This window comes from Streptomyces sp. NPDC104106 (genome assembly GCF_055584345.1).
In genome coordinates this window covers 12,661-31,480 of the sequence record NZ_JBVJMF010000006.1, presented here as the reverse complement: position 1 = coordinate 31,480, position 18,820 = coordinate 12,661, and the positions used below count along the sequence as shown (strand labels likewise).

16 protein-coding genes and 3 pseudogenes are annotated in these 18,820 nt (G+C 73.9%); 10 read left to right on the top strand and 9 right to left on the bottom strand.

Annotation, left to right across the window (positions count from 1 at the left end):
* Positions 1–9 precede the first annotated feature (9 nt).
* Complete coding sequence (locus tag ACZ60X_RS15980; protein ID WP_469598513.1) at positions 10–546, top strand: P-loop NTPase family protein; 537 nt, start codon at positions 10–12, stop codon at positions 544–546.
* A 361-nt stretch (positions 547–907) separates the two neighbouring features.
* Here the strand turns inward: ACZ60X_RS15980 and ACZ60X_RS15975 are convergent, their stop codons facing one another.
* Complete coding sequence (locus tag ACZ60X_RS15975; RefSeq protein WP_469598511.1) at positions 908–1,831, bottom strand: SDR family oxidoreductase; 924 nt, start codon at positions 1,829–1,831, stop codon at positions 908–910.
* An 84-nt stretch (positions 1,832–1,915) separates the two neighbouring features.
* On the opposite strand from ACZ60X_RS15975, the gene ACZ60X_RS15970 reads away from it, so the two are divergent.
* Positions 1,916–2,488, top strand: coding sequence for a TetR/AcrR family transcriptional regulator (locus ACZ60X_RS15970; RefSeq protein WP_469598509.1), 573 nt, complete (start codon positions 1,916–1,918; stop codon positions 2,486–2,488).
* Here the strand turns inward: ACZ60X_RS15970 and ACZ60X_RS15965 are convergent.
* Positions 2,479–3,024 (bottom strand): hypothetical protein, encoded by a 546-nt coding sequence (locus ACZ60X_RS15965; protein WP_469598507.1) that lies wholly within the window; start codon positions 3,022–3,024, stop codon positions 2,479–2,481. The two genes, ACZ60X_RS15970 and ACZ60X_RS15965, sit on opposite strands and share 10 nt — an antisense overlap.
* Before the next feature lie 298 nt (positions 3,025–3,322).
* On the opposite strand from ACZ60X_RS15965, the gene ACZ60X_RS15960 reads away from it, so the two are divergent.
* Positions 3,323–4,981 (top strand): penicillin-binding transpeptidase domain-containing protein, encoded by a 1,659-nt coding sequence (locus ACZ60X_RS15960; protein WP_469598505.1) that lies wholly within the window; start codon positions 3,323–3,325, stop codon positions 4,979–4,981.
* A gap of 25 nt (positions 4,982–5,006) precedes the next feature.
* On the opposite strand, the gene ACZ60X_RS15955 is transcribed toward ACZ60X_RS15960, so the two are convergent.
* Entirely contained in the window at positions 5,007–5,690 is a 684-nt protein-coding gene (locus ACZ60X_RS15955; protein WP_469598503.1) for an O-methyltransferase, read from the bottom strand.
* 93 nt (positions 5,691–5,783) lie between these two features.
* On the opposite strand from ACZ60X_RS15955, the gene ACZ60X_RS15950 reads away from it, so the two are divergent.
* From ACZ60X_RS15950 to ACZ60X_RS15920, 7 genes and pseudogenes are all read left to right on the top strand, one after another.
* On the top strand, positions 5,784–6,689 hold the full coding sequence (locus tag ACZ60X_RS15950; RefSeq protein ID WP_469598500.1) for a winged helix-turn-helix transcriptional regulator: 906 nt from the start codon (positions 5,784–5,786) through the stop codon (positions 6,687–6,689).
* A gap of 171 nt (positions 6,690–6,860) precedes the next feature.
* A complete protein-coding gene (locus tag ACZ60X_RS15945; protein ID WP_469598498.1) occupies positions 6,861–7,406 on the top strand; it encodes an aminoacyl-tRNA deacylase in 546 nt (181 codons plus the stop codon).
* A 322-nt stretch (positions 7,407–7,728) separates the two neighbouring features.
* Positions 7,729–8,646 (top strand): TIGR03564 family F420-dependent LLM class oxidoreductase, encoded by a 918-nt coding sequence (locus ACZ60X_RS15940; protein WP_469598496.1) that lies wholly within the window; start codon positions 7,729–7,731, stop codon positions 8,644–8,646.
* 126 nt (positions 8,647–8,772) lie between these two features.
* Positions 8,773–10,224, top strand: coding sequence for an argininosuccinate synthase (gene argG, locus ACZ60X_RS15935; protein ID WP_469598494.1), 1,452 nt, complete (start codon positions 8,773–8,775; stop codon positions 10,222–10,224).
* 121 nt (positions 10,225–10,345) lie between these two features.
* Positions 10,346–11,188, top strand: a pseudogene (locus ACZ60X_RS15930) (phosphopantetheine-binding protein); the annotation flags it as partial.
* Between the two features lie 478 nt (positions 11,189–11,666).
* Positions 11,667–12,233: pseudogene (locus ACZ60X_RS15925) on the top strand (helix-turn-helix domain-containing protein); the annotation flags it as partial.
* Between the two features lie 269 nt (positions 12,234–12,502).
* Positions 12,503–12,673: a hypothetical protein gene (locus ACZ60X_RS15920; RefSeq protein ID WP_469598492.1), complete on the top strand. Its 171-nt coding sequence runs from the start codon at positions 12,503–12,505 to the stop codon at positions 12,671–12,673.
* 7 nt (positions 12,674–12,680) lie between these two features.
* On the opposite strand, the gene ACZ60X_RS15915 is transcribed toward ACZ60X_RS15920, so the two are convergent.
* From ACZ60X_RS15915 to ACZ60X_RS15890, 6 genes and pseudogenes are all read right to left on the bottom strand, one after another.
* Positions 12,681–13,757, bottom strand: coding sequence for a fatty acid desaturase family protein (locus tag ACZ60X_RS15915; protein ID WP_469598490.1), 1,077 nt, complete (start codon positions 13,755–13,757; stop codon positions 12,681–12,683).
* A 192-nt stretch (positions 13,758–13,949) separates the two neighbouring features.
* Positions 13,950–15,005: a maleylacetate reductase gene (locus ACZ60X_RS15910; RefSeq protein ID WP_469598488.1), complete on the bottom strand. Its 1,056-nt coding sequence runs from the start codon at positions 15,003–15,005 to the stop codon at positions 13,950–13,952.
* Positions 15,006–15,085: 80 nt separating this feature from the next.
* On the bottom strand, positions 15,086–16,000 hold the full coding sequence (locus ACZ60X_RS15905; protein WP_469598486.1) for a dioxygenase family protein: 915 nt from the start codon (positions 15,998–16,000) through the stop codon (positions 15,086–15,088).
* 354 nt (positions 16,001–16,354) lie between these two features.
* Positions 16,355–17,014: a response regulator gene (locus ACZ60X_RS15900; RefSeq protein WP_469598484.1), complete on the bottom strand. Its 660-nt coding sequence runs from the start codon at positions 17,012–17,014 to the stop codon at positions 16,355–16,357.
* A complete protein-coding gene (locus ACZ60X_RS15895) occupies positions 17,011–18,195 on the bottom strand; it encodes a sensor histidine kinase (RefSeq protein ID WP_469598482.1) in 1,185 nt (394 codons plus the stop codon). Before ACZ60X_RS15895 ends, ACZ60X_RS15900 begins: the two co-directional genes overlap by 4 nt.
* A 251-nt stretch (positions 18,196–18,446) precedes the next feature.
* A pseudogene (locus ACZ60X_RS15890) lies at positions 18,447–18,713 on the bottom strand (YciI family protein); the annotation flags it as partial.
* Between the last annotated feature and the right edge of the window lie 107 nt (positions 18,714–18,820).

Below are 18,820 nucleotides of genomic sequence, written 5' to 3'. Positions count from 1 at the left end.
CTGCCGGGAATGGGAGTCGGCGGCGCACACACCCGCCGGATCGTGCTGCGCGGCGACAGCGCCTCGGGGAAGTCGTCCGCCGCGGCCGCCGTCCGTGACCGGTTCGGGCGCGGTCTCGCGCTGGTCGCGCAGGGCGACCTGCGCCGGATCGTGCTGCGGGAACGCGACCGGCCGGGTGCGGCGAACATCGGTCTGATCGCCACCGTCGCCCGCTATGCCCTGGACGCCGGCTATCACGTCGCCGTGGAGGGCATCCTCGACGCCGACCGCTACGGCGACATGCCCGCCCGGCTGCGGACCGGCCACCGTGGGCCGACCCACGGCTACTACCTCGACGTACCGTTCGCCGAGACCCTCGCCCGCCACGCGACCACACAGGTCGCCGACCAGGTGGACGAGGCCGACCTGCGGGACTGGTACCGGCCACGCGGTCTGCTGCCCGGAGGAGCGGAGACGGTCGTCGACGCCGGGAGTTCCCTGACGCGGACGGTCGACCGCATCCTGCGCGACACCGGCCAGGCCTCGCTCGCTGCCCCGGACATCTGAACCCGCTCGGCGAACGGCCGTCCCGGGCGGCGCGGGAGAGGTGGGCCCGGTACGGCACGCACATGGCCGCACCGCATCCCGCCGGGTCAGGGTCACGACCTGCCCGGCGTCGGCGAGTCGGGCCTGCCGGCCGGTCAATGCACGTGACGGCCGAGGCACGGAGGGCGAAGGAGGGTGCGGCGGCGGGGGGGGGGCGAGCCACCGGGGTGGCTCGCCCCCACCCGCCGCCGTGGTCGTTTCCCGACGGGGTGGGCACGGGTGCGGGACAGGTCCGAGGGCAGGCGGACCGGACACATACCGTTCCGCGCCGGGTGGCGGAATACCGCTCCCCGCCGGGTGGCGGATGCCGGGGAGGTGCCGGTCAGGCGGTGGCGGCCGGGGTGCGGAAGTAGTGGCCCTTGTCGAGGTCGTCCAGGAGGCCCGGCCGGGTCGGCTCCCAGCCGAGCAGCTCACGGGTGTGGGTGCTCGTCATCGGGGCGTCGAGCGCGATGAAGGACCCGATCCAGCCGAAGTGCTCGGCCGCGGCCTCAGGGGCCACGGAGGTCACCGGCACACCGAGGTGGCGGCCGATCACCTCGGCGACCTCGCCGATGGTGACGCCCTCCTCGGCGGCGCCGTGCAGGACCGAGCCGGCGGGTGCCTTCTCGACGGCCAGGCGGAACAGGCGGGCGGCGTCGAGGCGGTGCACGGCCGGCCAGCGGTTGGTGCCGTCGCCGACGTAGCCGGAGGCACCCTGGTCGCGGGCGACGGCGACCAGGGACGCCATGAATCCGTTGTCCCCCTCGCCGTGGCAGGTCGGGGACAGCCGGACCACGGACGAGCGGATGCCGTGCGAGGCGAGGTCGAGCACCGCCAGGGAGGTCGCCGCCCGCACCGACATCGGTGAGCCGTCGAGGTTCGGCATGTCCCGTTCCGTCGCCACCTGGCCGGGCTTGAGACCGGCCACGCCGGAGGCGAGGACCAAGGGACGGTCGCTGCCGGCCAGGACCTTGCCGAAGGTGTCGACGGCGCGGCGGTCGGCCTCGGCGGCGTCCTGGAAGCCGCCGGAGAAGGCGATGTCGTGCTTGAAGGCCAGGTGGACCACCCCGTCGGAGGCGGCGGCCGCCTCCCGCAGGACGTCCAGGTCGTCGATGGTGCCGCGGACGACACCGGCGCCGGCCTCGGTGAGCGCCGCGGCGGAGGCCTCGGAGCGGGCGAGCCCGACGACCTGGTGTCCGGCGTCGAGGAGTTCGGGAACGAGGGCGGATCCGATCCAGCCGGAGGCGCCGGTCACGAAGATGCGCATGGGAAACCCCAGAGAGTCGATGTCAGTGACTGTCATAGACGGTACACTCGATGTCAGTCGCTGTCATCACGTAGGATGCGGCGCATGGGCAGATGGGAGCCGGACGCGCGCGGACGCCTCGCGAAGGCGGCACTGGAGCTGTACGGCGAGCGTGGGTACGAACAGACCACGGTGGCGGAGATCGCCAAACGGGCCGGGCTCACGGAGCGGACTTTCTTCCGGCACTACGCCGACAAGCGTGAAGTGCTGTTCGCCGGCTCCGATGAGCTGGAGAACCTGTTCGTGACCGCCGTCATGGACGCCCCGCACTCCGCCTCGCCGCTCGACGCGCTGGCGCGCGGGCTGGACGCCGCCGCCGAGATGTTCGCCGACCGGCGGGAATTCGCGCGCACCCGGCAGGCGGTCATCACGGCGAACGCCGAACTGCGGGAGCGCGAGCTGGTCAAGCTCGCCTCGCTGGCGGCCGCCCTGGCGGGCACCCTGCGCCGCCGGGGTGTGGCCGAACCGACCGCGAGCCTGGCCGCCGAGGCGGGCGTCGCCGTCTTCAAGGTCGCCTTCGAGCGCTGGATCGCCGAGGGCGAGGAGCGCGCGATGGCGGAACTGACACACGAGTCGCTGGACGAGCTGAGGGCCGTGGCCTCGGGCGGTCAGGCGTAGCGCACCGGCGTGTTGTTCGCGTGGCCGACCGGCGGGCGGCCGGGCCTCGGGCTACGGCAGGCCCCAGGCCGGACCCGGCTCGTTGACGCCGACGGGCACGATGACGAGGTCGGGCCGGGACCGAAGTGGACGATGTCGCGGTCTGGCCGCCGCCGGTCAGTGGCTGCAGTACCTGCTCGGTGCCGTCGGCGGTGGTGCGGGTCGTCCAGGCCGGGTTGGCGGTGCAGCCCGGTGACGCGCGCGGCGAAGACCTCGTCGTGGATGAGGGCGCGGAGGGTGAGTGTGCCGACGGTGGTGGTGACGGTGCCGGTCGGCTCGGCGTCGTACAGGCTGAGGCGCCGGTCGACGGCGGTGATGGCGCCGACCGGATCGGGTGTCAGATGCCCGACCCGCAGCCGGCAGGTGCCCCAGCCGCTGCCGGATTTCGGGCCGGTGGTCCTGGACTCGGCCGTGCTGGACGGTGAAGCGGATCCTGTCGGCGCCGGGCTCCCCATGCTGCCGCGCAGCCCTTCCCCGAGGACGAGCCCTCGTGCCACACGGTCGCAGCCTGGTGCACACCAGGGCCTGGACGCGCAGTGGTCATGGTGTCGCGCAGTCTCTCCGGCTGTGAAGTCCTCGGAGGTCTCCCCAGCCTGACGACTCATCGAAACACCGGGTATGCCGCGGAACGTAGGGATCCCACGGGTGGCTGTCAATGGCTTCCGTGCGGCTTCTCGGGTGCTCATCCGATGTCTGTCGCGGGCCACCGGCGAGGCAGGCCAGAGCTTGACGTTCCGATAACGATCTGCCGAAGTCCGGCACGGAACTGCATGGAACGTACATACGATCCGGCGCATGAACAGAGCTGTGAAGATCGGCCTCGCCGGTACCTGCACCGCGCTGCTCGCTCTGGGGGGACTCGGCACGTACAACCTTCTGCATGGCCTGACCTCTGGTTCCGCGGGTGGCGCGCAGCCCACGGCGGGGGACACGTTCGACGCGTCGCGGCTGTCGGACACGCCGCCCTCGGGTGCGGAGTCGGTGAAGCTGGCACGGGCGTTCCTGGGCAGCTGGTCCCAGCAGCACGTCGAGGGTGCCGCGAGCGACACCGACGTACCGGACGCCGCCGCACGGGCGTTGCGCGGCTACGCCGACGGTCTGCGGCTGAAGAAGCTGGCGTTCGACCACATCGCCGCCGTGGGGCCGTCGGCGGTGACGCCGGGCGCCACCAAGGTCACCTTCGACGTCATGGCCCAGGTGGCGGGCGGCACGTGGACCTACTCCAGCGCGGTCGCGGTCCTGAAGAGCACCCAAGGCGTCCTCGCGGTGCACTGGAACAACTCGGTGCTGTATCCGGGCATGAGCGACGGCCAGTCGCTGATCGCGGGCAGGCTGCCGGCCGACCCGGACGCGGCGAAGGTGGTCGCGAGCGACGGTACGACCGACCTGTCCGCCTTCCCCTCCCTGCGGGACATCACGGCGACGCTGCGCAAGAACGCCGAGCCCACGGGTGGCAGCGCCGAGACGGGCGTGGCCGTGGTCGACGGCGAGGGCGGGGCCGTGCAGACGGTGCGGGTGTTCACCAGGGGGCGCACCCCGGTGATCAGGACCACCATCGACGCCAAGCTCCAGGCACTGGCCGAGAGCGCGGTGCAGGACACCCGCCTCCAGGGCAAGCCCGCCGGAACCGTGGCGCTCGACTGGCGCACCGGCGGCATCCTCGCCGTCGCGCACAGCGGCGCCGACGGCGACATCGCCATCAACGGCATCAAGTCACCCGGCTCCACGATGAAGATCGTCACGGCGGCGGCCCTCTTCGACCAGGCGGGCCTCACGCCGGACAGCCCGGCGCCGTGCACGGACTCGCTGATGGCCAACAGCCAGCTGTTCCACAACGACCCGGGCGTCCGGCCCGATCCGGGGGCCACGCTCGGCCAGGCGTTCACGGTGTCGTGCAACACCTCGTTCGTCAAGGACGGGTTCCACTATCTGGTCCACGAAGGTGACGCCTCCGCGCTGCACGACGAGGCCGTGAACGTCTTCGGCCTGGGCGGCTGGTCCATCGGCGGCGGGATCGCCACCACCGATCCGAGCGTCCCGCCGGACGCCCAAGGCGGCGACCAGGCGGCCCAGTTCATCGGCCAGGGCAAGGTCACGGCCACTCCGCTGGTCATGGCGTCCGTCGCGGCGACCGTCCGCAACGGCGGCTTCGAGCAGCCGGTCATCCTCCCCGGACAGCACCAGCAGAGCGCGCCCCGGCCGATCCCGGCCCGCACGGCCGGCTACCTCCAGTCGATGATGCGGGGCGTCGCCACCAGCGGTACGGCGGCTCCGCGCCTCGGCGGACTCCCGGGCGTCGGGGCCAAGACCGGCACCGCCGAAGAGGGGGACCACACCAACGGCTGGCTGACCGCCTACGACTCCCGGATCTCGGTCGCGGCGCTCGTCGAAGGGGGCAGCTCGGGCGTGGACTCCGCCGGATACGTCGTACGACGGCTGCTGACCGGAAGCTGATCCCCGGTCCCCGGCCGGGCCGCGCTCACCCGGCCGCCGGGGCGCCGGTGACCATGGCCAGAGTGAAGCCGTCGTAGCCCTTGCCGCCGACCGTCTGGAGGGTGGTGGCGCTCAACTCCGGGTGCTCCGCGATGAGTTCGGTGAAGCGGCGCACCCCCTGGACGCGCGGGTCGTCGCTCGCCGCGTCGGTGACCGCGCCCTCGCGGACGACGTTGTCGCCGACGATGACGCTGCCGGGCCGGGTGAGCCGGAGGGACCACCGCAGGTACTCGGGGTTGGACGGCTTGTCCGCGTCGATGAAGACCAGGTCGAACGGGCCCGCTCCCTCGGCCGCGAGCCGGGGCAGGGAGTCCAGGGCCTTGCCGACGCGGATGTCGACGATGTGGTCCAGCCCCGCCCGGGCGATGTTGGCCGCGGCGACGGCGGCGCAGTGCGGGTCGCTCTCCAGTGTGACGAGACGGCCGTCGTCCGGCAGCGCCCGGGCCAGCCAGATGGTGCTGTAGCCGCCGAGGGTGCCGATCTCCAGGATGCTGCGGGCACCCCGGATCCGGGCGAGCAGGTGCAGCAACTTGCCCTGGTTGGGAGCCACTTGGATGGGTGGCAGCCCCGCGGCCTCGCTCTCGGCGGCCGCCGCGCGAAGGGCGTCGTCCTCGTGCACGAGCAGACCGTTGAAGTAGTCGTCGACGGCGGTCCACGTCCGCTGAGACACAGTGGGTTCCCTTTCGATACTCACTAAGTTCTGAAACGGAACCTACTATGGGGGTCCGACAGCCTGTCAACGGTCTTTTCTGGGAGCACGACGGTGAGTGCACGGCGGGTGGCCGACGACGCCTGCGGCATCGCGCAGGCCGCGGCGGTGGTGGGCGACTGGTGGAGCCTGCTCGTCCTGCGCGAGATCGCCCGCGGGCATGTGCGCTTCGATCAGCTCGCCGGCGAACTGGGCGTCTCCCGGAAGATCCTCACCGAGCGGCTGCGCACCCTGACCGGGCACCAGGTGCTGGAGCGGCGCCCCTATCAGGACCGGCCGCCCCGCTACGAGTACGTCCTGACCGAGCGGGGCCGCGGACTGGTGCCGGTCCTGGTGTCGCTCCAGGACTGGGCCGACCGCTGGCTCCTCGGCGACGGCACGCTCACGGGCGAGGCCCCCGGCGACGGCGCCGAGGCGCAGCGGGTGGCGTCGCTCGTCGGTGAGACCGTCCCGGCCGGGCTCCGGCTGCCCGCGACCGACGGCCACACGCGCGATCCCGTGGCCGAGGCCCCTCGTGCCACGGTGCTGTTCGCATACCCCGCCGCCGGCATCCCCGGGGTCCCCGCCGACCTGGCCGGCCCCCCGATTCCGGGCAGCGCAGGCTGCACGCTGGAGAACCGCCAGTTCCGCGCGGCGTGGCCGCGCTTCGAGGCCGCCGGCATCGCGGTCCACGGCGTGAGCACCCAGACCCCCGAGGAACAGGCCGCCTTCGCCCGCGCCGAGGACCTGCCTTTTCCCCTGCTGTCCGATGCCCAGCTGCGGCTCACCGCCGCGCTGCGCCTGCCGACCTTCCGGGCCGGGCAGGCCCTGCGCGTCAAACGGCTCATCCTCGTCATCGGCCCCGACCGCACCGTACGGCACATACTCTTCCCGGTCACCGACATCCCCGGCGCGGTCACGCAGGCGTTCGACCTGGCTGTCGCGGAGGGTGTCAGGGGGCGCCGAGACCCCGCACGGTGACGGGGGCGACGGCCCGGGGTCCGGGCGTCGGACAACCGCGGGGCGCAGGCCGGTGGCGGTCGGTCCTGCCGGTGCCGACGGTCCGCGCCGTCCCCGCCGGCAGCCGGGGGCCAGGCGGCCGACCGCCATGCCGTGGCCAACTCCCCTTGTCGCGCCGGTAGTCTCCGTGGGATGAACGAACCCGCATCGACCGGACCGCTCGCCGTGCTCGGCGCGCTCGGCGCGCCGTTCCGTGTCCATGAGCATCCCGGTGTGGTCGACGCCGTGGAGGTCTGCGCCGCGCTCGGCGTCCCGCTGGAGCGGACCGTGAAGACCCTGGCGTTCGTCACCCCCGACGACCGGCTGGTGCTGGCGGCCGTGCCGGGTCACGCCCGCCTGCGGTACGGCGCGCTGGCCCGGGCGGCCGGCATCCGCCGCACCGACCTCGCGCCGGCCGGCGCCGAGCGGCTGGCCAGGGCCGGGATGCGGCCCGGCGGGGTGTGCCCGGTGTCCGGCGAGCCCGGCGCGCTCGTGGTGTTCGACGAGAGTGTCGGCGGCCTGGGCCGGGTGCACTGCGGCAGCGGCCGGCCCGACAGCAGCATCGAGATCGACGTCGCGCGGCTGATGGCCGCGGTCCCCACCGCCGCGACCGCCCCGATCGCCGGCATCCCGGCGACCGAGCCCCCAGGACCGTCTGCGGCGCACGCGCGGAGCGGGAGCTGCGGCGACGAGCGGTGACTGTCCCCTCTGCCGGATCGCGCGCGGCGAGCCCGACACCGAGCTGATCGCCCTCCGCTCGGCGAACGTCTTGTCATCCCCACCCTCATGGCGCGCCGGGACGAGCCGGGGCACACGCTCGCCCTGCCTGTCACCCGTGTGACCGGGCGCGACGAGGCACCGCCCCGGCCGCTGTCCGAGGTGCCCGCCGTCCCGCGCCGACGCGCCGCCGCGCTGCGCGATCTGTGCTCGGCCCGGGGCGGAGGGCGCTGTCACACGGCCGTCATGAGTTCGTCATGCGGGGGCCGGAATTCCCGTACCCCGTGCGCCGGTTGCCCCGACCATGACCATGGGAGCAGCCTTCTCCGTCCAGAACCCGATCGACACCGTGGTGCGCGAGGCCCGGGAAGCCCATGCGGCCGGGGTGCGCTCGGCGTGGTTCGGGCAGACCTTCACCTACGACTCCCCGATGCTGGCCGCGATCGTCGGGCGCGAGGTGCCCGGCCTTCAGGTCGGCACCGCCGCGATCCCCGTCTTCGGCCGCCATCCGCTGATCGTCTCCGGCCAGGCGCAGACCGCGCAGGCCGCCACCGGCGGCCGCTACCACCTCGGGCTCGCGCTCGGCACCCAGCACCTGACCGAGACCGGTTTCGGCATCCCGCACGAGCGTCCGGTCGCCCGGCTCCGTGAGTTCCTCACCGCCCTGCGCCCGCTCCTGGAGACCGGCAGCGCCGACTTCCACGGCGAGCTGCTGACCGCCACCACGCCGCTGCCGGCCGCGGTGCCGGGCGCCGCGCCGCCGGTGCCGCTCCTGGTCGCGGCCATGGGGCCGCGGGCCCTGCGGGTCTCCGGTGAGCTGGCCGACGGCATCCTTCCGCTCCTGGCCGGCCCGCGCGCACTGGCCGAGCACATCGTCCCGGCGGTCACGGCAGCGGCCGAGGCGGCGGGCCGGCCGGCGCCCCGGATCGTGGCCTTCGTCCCCGGCGTGGTCACCTCCGACGTCGAGACGGTACGGGAGCGGGCCACCGAGTCACTCGCCTTCTACGAGCGGTTCCCCTCCTACCAGCGGGTCATCGGGCTGTCGGGCGCCACCCGGGCCGCCGACCTGGCGGCCATCGGCGACGAGGAGACCGTCGCCGCGGAGGTACGCCGCTATCGCGAGGCCGGAGCGACCGAGGTGGTGTTCACCGCGACCGACCTGGGTGGTGCGGCGGACCAGCGCCGCACCTGGAAGCTGCTCGGCGAGCTGGCGCGAGGCTGACGGCCCCGCGCGCTCAGCCCCGACGGGGCCGGCGCGCTCTGGGCCGAAGGGCCGGGTGGGCGCCCGTCCGCACCGGATCGGCGCCCCGACTATGCATGGCCATACGGAATAGTGCATACTCTTCCTATGTCCAAGGTCCTCACCTCCCTTCCGGTCGGCGAGCGCGTCGGCATCGCCTTCTCCGGCGGCCTCGACACGTCGGTCGCCGTCGCGTGGATGCGCGACAAGGGTGCCGTTCCGTGCACCTACACCGCCGACATCGGCCAGTACGACGAGCCCGACATCGCCTCCGTGCCGGGCCGTGCGACGACCTACGGTGCCGAGATCGCGCGCCTGGTCGACTGCCGCGCGGCCCTGGTCGAGGAAGGGCTCGCCGCACTCGCGTGCGGCGCGTTCCACATCCGCTCGGGCGGGCGCGCGTACTTCAACACCACGCCCCTCGGCCGCGCCGTCACCGGCACCCTGCTGGTGCGCGCGATGCTCGAGGACGACGTGCAGATCTGGGGCGACGGCTCCACCTTCAAGGGCAACGACATCGAGCGGTTCTACCGCTACGGCCTGCTCGCCAACCCGCACCTGCGGATCTACAAGCCCTGGCTGGACGCCGACTTCGTGACCGAGCTGGGCGGCCGCAAGGAGATGTCGGAGTGGCTGCTCGCGCACGGTCTGCCGTACCGCGACAGCACGGAGAAGGCGTACTCGACCGACGCCAACATCTGGGGCGCCACCCACGAGGCGAAGACCCTGGAGCACCTGGACAACGGCGTGGAGACCGTTGAGCCGATCATGGGCGTGCGGTTCTGGGACCCGTCGGTGGAGATCGCCGTCGAGGACGTGACGATCGGCTTCGACCAGGGCCGCCCCGTGACGATCAACGGCAAGGAGTTCGCCTCGCCGGTCGAGCTGGTCATGGAGGCCAACGCCGTCGGCGGCCGGCACGGACTCGGCATGTCGGACCAGATCGAGAACCGGATCATCGAGGCCAAGAGCCGCGGCATCTACGAGGCGCCCGGCATGGCGCTGCTGCACGCGGCCTACGAGCGTCTGGTCAACGCGATCCACAACGAGGACACCCTCGCCCAGTACCACGCCGAGGGCCGCAAGCTCGGCCGGCTCATGTACGAGGGCCGCTGGCTGGACCCGCAGGCGCTCATGATCCGTGAGTCGCTGCAGCGCTGGGTCGGCGTGGCGGTCACCGGCGAGGTGACGCTGCGGCTGCGGCGCGGTGAGGACTACTCGATCCTGGACACCACGGGCCCGGCGTTCAGCTACCACCCGGACAAGCTGTCCATGGAGCGCACCGAGGACTCGGCCTTCGGCCCGTCCGACCGGATCGGCCAGCTCACCATGCGCAACCTCGACATCGCCGACTCCCGTGCGCGGCTCGAGCAGTACGCCGGTCTGGGCATGGTCGGCACCGAGCACCCGGCGCTGATCGGCGCGGCGCAGGCGGCGTCGACGGGACTGATCGGCGCGATGGCCCACGGCGGCGCCGAGGCGATCGCCTCGCGCGGCGAGGCCCCCGAGGAAGAGGACCAGCTGCTCGACCGCGCCGCGATGGAGTCCGGCACGGACTGACCCCGGGCAGCGCGCGCAAGCCTCCCGGAGTTCCCGGGCAGCGGGCCCCGCCGGTGCACACCGGCGGGGCCCGCTGCCCTGTCCGAGGGGGCGTCACCAGGGGCGCAAAAGAGTCAGGTCCATGATCTGTCACCTGTGGTACACATGCTCTTCGAACACGAGGTGCGCCCCCCATGGCTCGAGGAGGATCCCGGCCGTCGTCCACCTCGACAGCACGGCGCGGCTCCAGACGGTCTCCGCGGACGAGGCGCGGGCCGGGGACCGGCGGCTGACCGCGTACGTGGTCCCCGTAGGCCCGGAAGTCCCCTTCGAGCAGAGGGAGTTGCGGGGCCGGCTGCGGTCCCTGCTGCCCGGCCACCTCGTCCCCGCCACGGTCGTGACGCTCGACCGGCTCCCGCTCACCCCGCACGGCAAACTCGACCGCGCCGCCCTGCCCGCGCCGCCCGCCCCGGCCCGGTCGGCGCCGGTGCCGCCCGACCCCCGCGAGGAGATCGTCGGCCAGCTCTTCGCCGAGGCCCTCGGCGTACCGTGTCCCGACCCCGGCGACTCCTTCTTCGACCTCGGCGGCGACTCGCTGCTCGCCACCCGGCTGGTCGCCCGGATCCGGGCGGTGACCGGAACCGGGCTGTCCGTCCGCACACTCTTCGAAGCGCCCACCGTCACGGCACTGGCCCGCAGGCTCGGCGCCGAACACCCGGACGCCGGCCTCGGCCCGCTGCTGCCCCTGTGCCAAGGGCCGCTCCCGAGCCCGCTGTTCTGCGTCCACGCGGCGAGCGGCCTCGCCTGGCCGTACGCCCGGCTGCTCCCGCACCTCGACCCGGACCTGCCCGTGTACGGCCTCCAAGTGCCCCGCCTCACGACCCCGGACGCGGCCCCCCACGCGCCGGCCGGCCTCGTCCGCGCGCACGTGGAGTCGGTGCGCTCGGTCCAACCGCACGGCCCCTACCGGCTGCTCGGCTGGTCGCTCGGGGCGGTGTGCTTCCGGGCCGCCGCACAGGACGGCGGCGGCGCCGATCCGGCGGCGTGGCAGCCGTACTGCACCGGCCCGGTCACCTCGTACGACCTCGACTGCGGCCACCACCGGATGCTCGACGTCGCTCCGCTCGCCCGCGTCGCCGCCGTGCTCGGGCCGGTCTGGCGCGCTGCCGCCCGCCCGTCTGACCCCGACCTTGGAAAGGCAGGACGTCGCATGCGGACGCTCGCGGACCTCGATCTGACCGACCCCGGGCTGCACGCGGAACAGGACCTCGGCGAGCTGTGGCGCCGGCTGCGCACCGAGGACCCCCTGTACTGGCAGCCGGCGCGGGCCGGACGCCGCGGATTCTGGTCGCTGACCCGCTACGCCGACGTGACCGCCGCCTACCGGGACCCCGAGCGGCTGCGCTCGGACCGCGGCAACGTGCTCGACACCCTGCTCGGCGGCGCGCCCCTGGCCGACGGACGGCGTGAGCACCCGCAGCCTGTACATCGAACCGGGCGCCGTGCCGTGGTGGCCGGCCACCTGCACGGTCGTGGACGTGCCCCCGCTGCTGCGCGAACTTCTCCTGGCCGCCGTGGAGTTCGCGGCCGACTACCGCCTCTCCGGCCGGGAGGGGTGCGTCGTAGAGCTGCTGCTGCACGAGATCGCCGCCCGTGCCCCGCTCCCGTTCCACGTGGCGGTCCCCGCCGCCCCCGACCTGGCGGAGATCTGCCGCGCCTGCCTGGCCGCCCCGGACGCCGGCGTCACCAACACCGAGTGGGCCGTGCGGACGGCCATGAGCGAGCGGGCCTTCACCCGGCGCTTCCGCGTCGAGACCGGCGAGAGCCCGGCGGTCTGGCGGACCCGGGCACGGCTGCTCGCCGCCGTCCCGCTGTTGCGCACGGCCTCGGTCACCGAGGTCTCCGGCCGCCTCGGCTACGCCTCGCCCGCCGCACTGACGGCCGCCTTCACCCGCGCCTTCGGCATGCCGCCGTCCCGCTTCGCCGCGAGCCACCGCACCGGCGCCTGCGCGCGCGCCCGCCCGGCCTGAGCTTCAGGTTCGTGCCTTCGCCCGGCCGCGTGACGGAAGCCGGCTCGCAGAATGGCTGCGCACCCATGCTGTTCCGCGGGGTCAAGGCGCCGCTCTGGTTCGAGGCGGTGACACGTTCGCCCTGGTGATCGGCCTGGTCGCGGGCCACCTGGTGCGGCGGCCCGGCGACGGCAGGCACGCCGATCCGTCCCGCTCGGGTCGCGCCGCACTCGCCGCCCGAGAGCGGCGCCGGGGCGTTCGCCGGCACCTCCCTCCTGCTGCTCGCGGTGGTGCGGAAGGTACGCACCGGGCTGAGCCTGCGGCAGTTCGTCCGCCACATCCGAGAGGAACTGGTGCTCGCCCTGTCCGCGTCCGCACCCGGGTTCATCCCCGCCGTCGGCACCCGCGTGACCGCCTTCGCCGTCGTCGGGCCCGCCGACGTCCGGCGACCCTCCCCCTGATGCCTCGTCAGGCCGCCTTGCGCCACCGCCTGATGGGCTCTCCCACCCGGTGCATGTGCGTCAGGGCTTCGCGGTAGGACTGGACGAGCCCCGTCTCGTGGTACGGCACGCCGATCTCCGCGCAGTACTGGCGCACGATGACCTTCGCCCGGCGCAGGTGCGGCGTGGGCATGTTCGGGAACAGGTGGTGCTCGATCTGGTGGTTGAGTCCGCCGAGCATCACGTCGGTGAGCAGGCCGCCGCGCACATCGCGGGAGGTGAGCACCTGGCGGCGCAGGAAGTCCGGGCGCTCGTCGCCGGTGAGGGTGGGCATGCCCTTGTGGTTCGGCGCGAAGGTGCAGCCGAGGTAGACACCGAACAGGCACTGGTGGACGGCGAGGAACGCCACCGCCCTGCCGGGCGAGAGCACCAGGAACAGGGCCGACACATAGGCCGCCATGTGCACGAACAGCAGGGTGCCCTCCAGCCACCGCTTCTTCATCGACGGCGAGCGCAGCGCCCGCACGCTGGAGACATGCAGGTTGAACCCCTCCAGCGTCAGCAGGGGGAAGAAGAGCAGGGCCTGGTGGCCGCCGATCAGCCGGGCCAGTCCGCGGCTGTCGCGGGCCTGGCCGGTGGACCACACCAGGATGTCCGGGGAGACATCGGGGTCGAGTTCCTCGTGGTTGGGGTTGGCGTGATGGCGGGTGTGCTTGTTCATCCACCAGCCGTAGCTCATGCCGATGCCGAGGTTGCCGAAGAGCCGGCCCCAGATATCACTGCGCCGGGCACTGCGGAACACCTGACGATGGGCCAAGTCATGGGCCACAAGGGCCACTTGCCCGAACATCAGCGCCAGGAAGGCGGCCACCGCCAGTTGCCACCAGGTGTCGCCGAGCGCGACGAAGGTACCCCAGCCGGCGGCCAGCAGCGCGATCACCAGACCGAGCCGTGCCGTGTAGTAGCCGGGGCGCCGCTCCAGCAGGCCCGCCTCGGCGATGCGCCGGGACAGCCGGGCGAAGTCGCTGCCGGCCCCCGGGCCGGACGTACGGGAGCGGGCGGCTGGGGCGTCGGCCGCGGCGGAGGTGTCGGTGGAAAGCGTCATGCAGACGAGTCTGCGAACGGCGGGAGCGCCGAAACAGCCTGCCAGTCACCGTCCCGCACCGGGGGTTGTCCCTACGCCGCCCGGGGTGTTTCCATCACTACACGCCCCTGACCTTGATGTTTCTCCCGACCCGGTGACCGCTCACCGGGCGGGGAGCGCCGTGGCAGTCCCGACGGCCCGGCCCGCCAGGGCTCACCAGGCGCTCTCCAGCAGCCGCGTCACCGCCGCCACGTCCGGGGTGCGCGGGTTGGGATAGGGCTGGGCGGCGACCCGCTCGGCGACGGCCCGGAGCCCGTCGCGCGGTACGCCGAGGGCGCCGAGGGTGGTCGGGCCCGTGTGGCGGTGGGACAGCTCGCCGATGACCGTCACCGGGTCACCGCCGGTGATCCGCGCCAGCCGGACGGCGGCCTTCGGCGCGCAGGGCAGGTTGAAGGCGAGGACGTGCGGGAGCAGCAGGGCGTGGAGTTCGGCGTGCGGCAGGCCGAAGGTGCCGCCGAGGGCGTGGGCGAGCTGATGGTGCAGTCCCATCCGGGTCTGGGCCAGGCAGAGCCCGGCGAGCCAGGCGGACTGCTGGAGGCGTTCCCGGCCGGGGAGTGCGCCGGGATGCGCGAGCACCTCGGGCAGGGCGGTCAGGACGCCGCCGGCGCCCTCGGTGGCCAGGGCGTCGCTCACGGCGGTCGCGTTCGGCGCCCACAGGGCCTCGACCGCGTGGGCCAGGGCGTTGAGCGCGCTGGTCAGGGTGAGGCCGGGCGGCATGCCGAGGGTCAGCTCCGGGTCGTAGACGACCGTGCCCGGGGCGATGGCCGGATCACGACGGGTCGTCTTCACGCCGTCCTTCGTCTCGCCGAGGACCGGGGTCACCTCGGACCCGGCATAGGTGGTGGGAACGGCCACCTGGGGGAGTCCCGTACGGGCCGACAGCGCCTTGCCGAGGCCGACGGCCGAGCCGCCGCCGAGAGCCACCACGCTGTCGGCGTCCGCGGCGCGCAGCAGCTTCAGCGCCTGGTCGGTCACGGCGACCGGGGTGTGCGCCACGGGCCCGTCGAAGCGCCCCGCCAGACGGGGACCGAGGGACCGGGCCAGCTCGTCGGCGGCACACCGGGCCGAGCCCGACGCGACGAGCAACACCCGGCGTGAGCCGAGCCGTTCGGTCTCCTCGGGTACGGCGTGCCGGGCGCCGGCGCCCAGCAGGACCCGGGAGGGCGGCGAGGTGTGGACGGTGACAGGCCCGATGCCGCGCTCGGACACGGCCGTACCTCCGGTCGGAGAAGGTGGGCTGCCGGTGCCCCGCTGCTCCGGCTCCGGACACGGGTCCGGCTGCGCCCCGGTCACGGGCCCGCCTCGCGCCGGACGGTGACGGGGAAGTCGACGTGGCGGAACGGGCTGGGCAGGCCGTACTCCTCGGCCCGGGCCGGGTCGTCGACCTCGGTGAACGTGCGGACGAGGCTCTCCTTGACACCGAAGACGGCGTCGGAGCCCAGGTAGGGGGAGCCGGCGACGAAGACATGGGTGGTCAGGGTGCGGACGCCGGGCGCGGACACCTCCACATGCAGGTGCGCGGCCCGGTACGCGGGTCGCCCGGTGGCCTTGAGCAGGCCGCCCACCGGACCGTCGACGGGCACGGGGTAGTGGCGCGGCACGATGGAGCGGAACCAGAACCGCCCGTCGTCGTCGGCGGTGAACAGCCCGCGCAGATTGCGCTCCGGGACCTCACCGGGCCGTTGCACGTCGTAGAAGCCGTCCGCGTCGGCCTGCCACACATCGATGTGAGCGCCCGCCACCGGCCGCCCGCCGGTGTCCGTGACCCGGCCGGTGACCAGGCACGGCTCACCGCCCCGGGCCGCCTCGTCGATGGTGTCGCCGAGGGCGCGCGGCGGCGAGTCGACCAGGTGGAACGGGCCCTCCACAGTCGACTCGGTGACCCCGCCGTCGGCCGGGTGGTTCACCGCGTCGACCAGCATCGACACCCCCAGCACATCGGAGAGCAGGATGAACTCCTGCCGGGTGCCGTCACACATGTGCCCGGTCTCGGTGAGGAAGCGGATGCCCGCGGCCCACTCCTCGGTGGTCAGCCCCACCTCCTTGACGAAGGCGTGCGTGTGCCGCACCAGGGAGGCGAGGATCTCCTCCAGGCGTTCGTCGGCCGTGCCGGCGAAGCTCGCCACGACGACCTCGGCGGACCGATCCGCCTCGAACGCCCCCGACGGCGGGGCGGCGCTCGGCTGTTGGGTGTCTTCGGCCATCTCTTAAGCTTCCCGGTCGGCCGCGACGCGTGGCCGGCGCCGCGGCCGGCCTGATGGTGGGGGACGACAGGGACCGGCACGGATCAGTATGGGGCGCCGGGCCGGTGAACGGCAGGGAGGAACCCGTCGCCGAGCGGGTCGCAAGGGCCCGTGCCCGGCTGCGTGGACCGCCCGCTTCGGCGACGTCAGCGAGGACCGACGGCACAGGGCGCCCACGCCCACGTCCCGGACGGCCGAGCAGACTTCCGGTCTCCTGGGACCGCCGCGGAGGGCGGCCTGATGATCGCCGCCGGGCTGCGGCCGAGTGGAGAGCGCGTCCTGCGCGCCCGCTTTCCCGCGGTGCCGTGCCAGTGCTCAGTACGGCTCGATCAGCCCTGCCTCGTACGCAGTGATCACCAACTGCACCCGGTCGCGGGCGTCCAGCTTGGTGAAAAGGCGTGAGACGTGCGACTTGGCGGTGGCGACCGTGATGCCGAGGTCCTGCGCGATCTCGGTGTTCGAGCGACCGCGCCCGATGAGGGTCAGCACCTCCCGCTCCCGCTCGGTGATGCCGCCCAGCCGCCGTGCCGGGCGCCGCGGGGCGGCCGTGGGACGGCCGACGAAGTCCGCGATCAGACGGCGGGTCACCCCGGGCGCGATCAGGGCGTCTCCGGCGGCGACGACCCGGATCGCGCCGAGGATGTCGTCCAGTGCCATGTCCTTGACGACGAAGCCGCCGGCGCCCGCCCGCAACGCGCCGTACACGTGGTCATCCTCGTCGAACGTGGTCAGGACGAGGACCCGGGCCGCCGCGGGGCCGGCGGTGATCCGCCGGGTGGCCTCGATGCCGTCCATGCCGGGCATCCTGATGTCCATCACGACGACATCGGGGCCGAGTTCCTCGGTCAGACGGACCGCCTCGTCACCGGTGGCGGCCTCACCGACGACCTCCAGGTCGGGGTGATCGGCCATGAGGACGCGCAGCCCGGACCGCACCAGCGGCTGGTCGTCGGCGAGGACGACCCGGATGCTCATCGTGCCTCCGCCCCGGCCACGACGGTCTGCGGCAGCGGCAGCCGCGCCGCCACCCGGTAACCGCCCTCGGGCCGTGGCCCGGCGCTGAGCCGGCCGCGCAGCAGCTCCGCCCGCTCCCGCATGCCGATGATGCCGAAGCCGTGCCCCCGGCGGGGCGCGGTGGCGCCCCGCCCGTCGTCGACGACCTCCACCGTCAGCTCCTCGTCCCCGTAGTCGACGGCCACCCGGCAGGACCCGGTGCCCGCGTGGCGGACCACGTTGGTCAACGCCTCCTGCACGATACGGTAGGCGGCCAGATCGAGGTCGGCCGGCAGGGGCCGCGGCTCCCCGCCGACGGACACCTCGACCCGGACCCCCGCGTCGGCGGTCGCCGCCGCCAGCCGGTCGAGATCCCCGAGCCCCGGCGAGGGCGCCGGCGACTCCTGCCCGCCGCCCGCGGCGGCCGCCCGGTCCGGGTCGGCCCTGCGGAGCGCCACCAGGGTGCGCCGCAGCCCGGACAGCGTCTGCCGGGTGGTGGTCTCGATGGCCCGCAGCGCCTCGCGCGCCGCCTCGGGCTGGGTGTCGATGACCCGGCCGGCCACCCCGGCCTGGATGGTGACGATGCCGATGCTGTGCGCGACCATGTCGTGCAACTCCCGTGCAATCCGCAGCCGTTCGGCCGTGACGGCCTCCGCCACCTCCTTGGCGCGCAGAGCCGTGGTGTGCTCGCGGCGCTCACGCAGCAGCAGCCCGACCATGCCGGACGCGACCAGGGCCAGCAGACCGATCACACCGTTGAGGATCGAATAGTCCCCGTGCGAGAAAGAGCCGATCACCAGCAGCTGCACCGTGAACGCCAGCCCCACGGCGACCGCGCAGACGCGCCGCGAGCGGGTTGCGACGATGTACCCCAGCACGAGGTCCGCCGCCAGGAACGACAGAAACGCGGCCTGGTACGACAGCGTCAGCGCCGCGATGGCCGGGCGCGGCGGAACGACCACCACGGCGGTGGCCCCGACCAGGGTCAGGGCCAGGACCACCAGCGGCCGCCGCCGCACCACACCGGCCAGCAGGCCCACCGCCAGCAGGGACCCGACGGCGTGCAGGGCCCTGGGGCCCCGGGGCGCCCCCGTCAGCAGAATCAGCACCAGAAGCACGTACAGCACGCCGCACGCCGCATCCGTGACCGTCTTTCTCCCCATCCGCGGGTCCCTCCCAGAGCGAGGCCGGCGAGTGGTCCGGCCGGCGGCTGATCACGCCGTGACACTAACCAGCCGTCAGGGCCCTGGCATCGGCCCGGCGACGTACACCCGCGGGCGAATCCGGCGGCGCCCGGTGCCTTGGCGGACCCGTCACCGGGCGACGAGATCCCGGGCAGGCCGTCCCTGCCCGACGCCGGCGCGCTCAACCCCTCCTGACGGGGAGCGGGACTGCCCCGGGTCGAGGTCCGGGGTCCGCCGGGCTCCCGGTCGAGGACATCGACCGTCGCGTACCGGCCCGCGGCGAGGACGGCCCGAGCCGTGTCCCGGTCCGGCGCGCGCACCGGGGCCGTGCCGAGCCAGGCCGTGCCGTCGTCGGACAGCAGCGGGCCCGTACGCGATCGGCTCCTCCCGGTCGGCCGGCACCGCGGCCTCGTCCGCGGGCTCCGCGCCGCGGCCGAGCACCAGGTACCGGTTGCCGCCGTCCGGCCGCCGGTGAAGCCCTCCACGGTGCGCCCGAGCACACCGGCTGTCGGTCCGGCGGCCCCGGCGGGGGCGGACCGTGCCGCATGACGGGTGATTCTGGACGACCTCTTACCGGCGCTTACCGGCGTCTTCACGGCCGGAG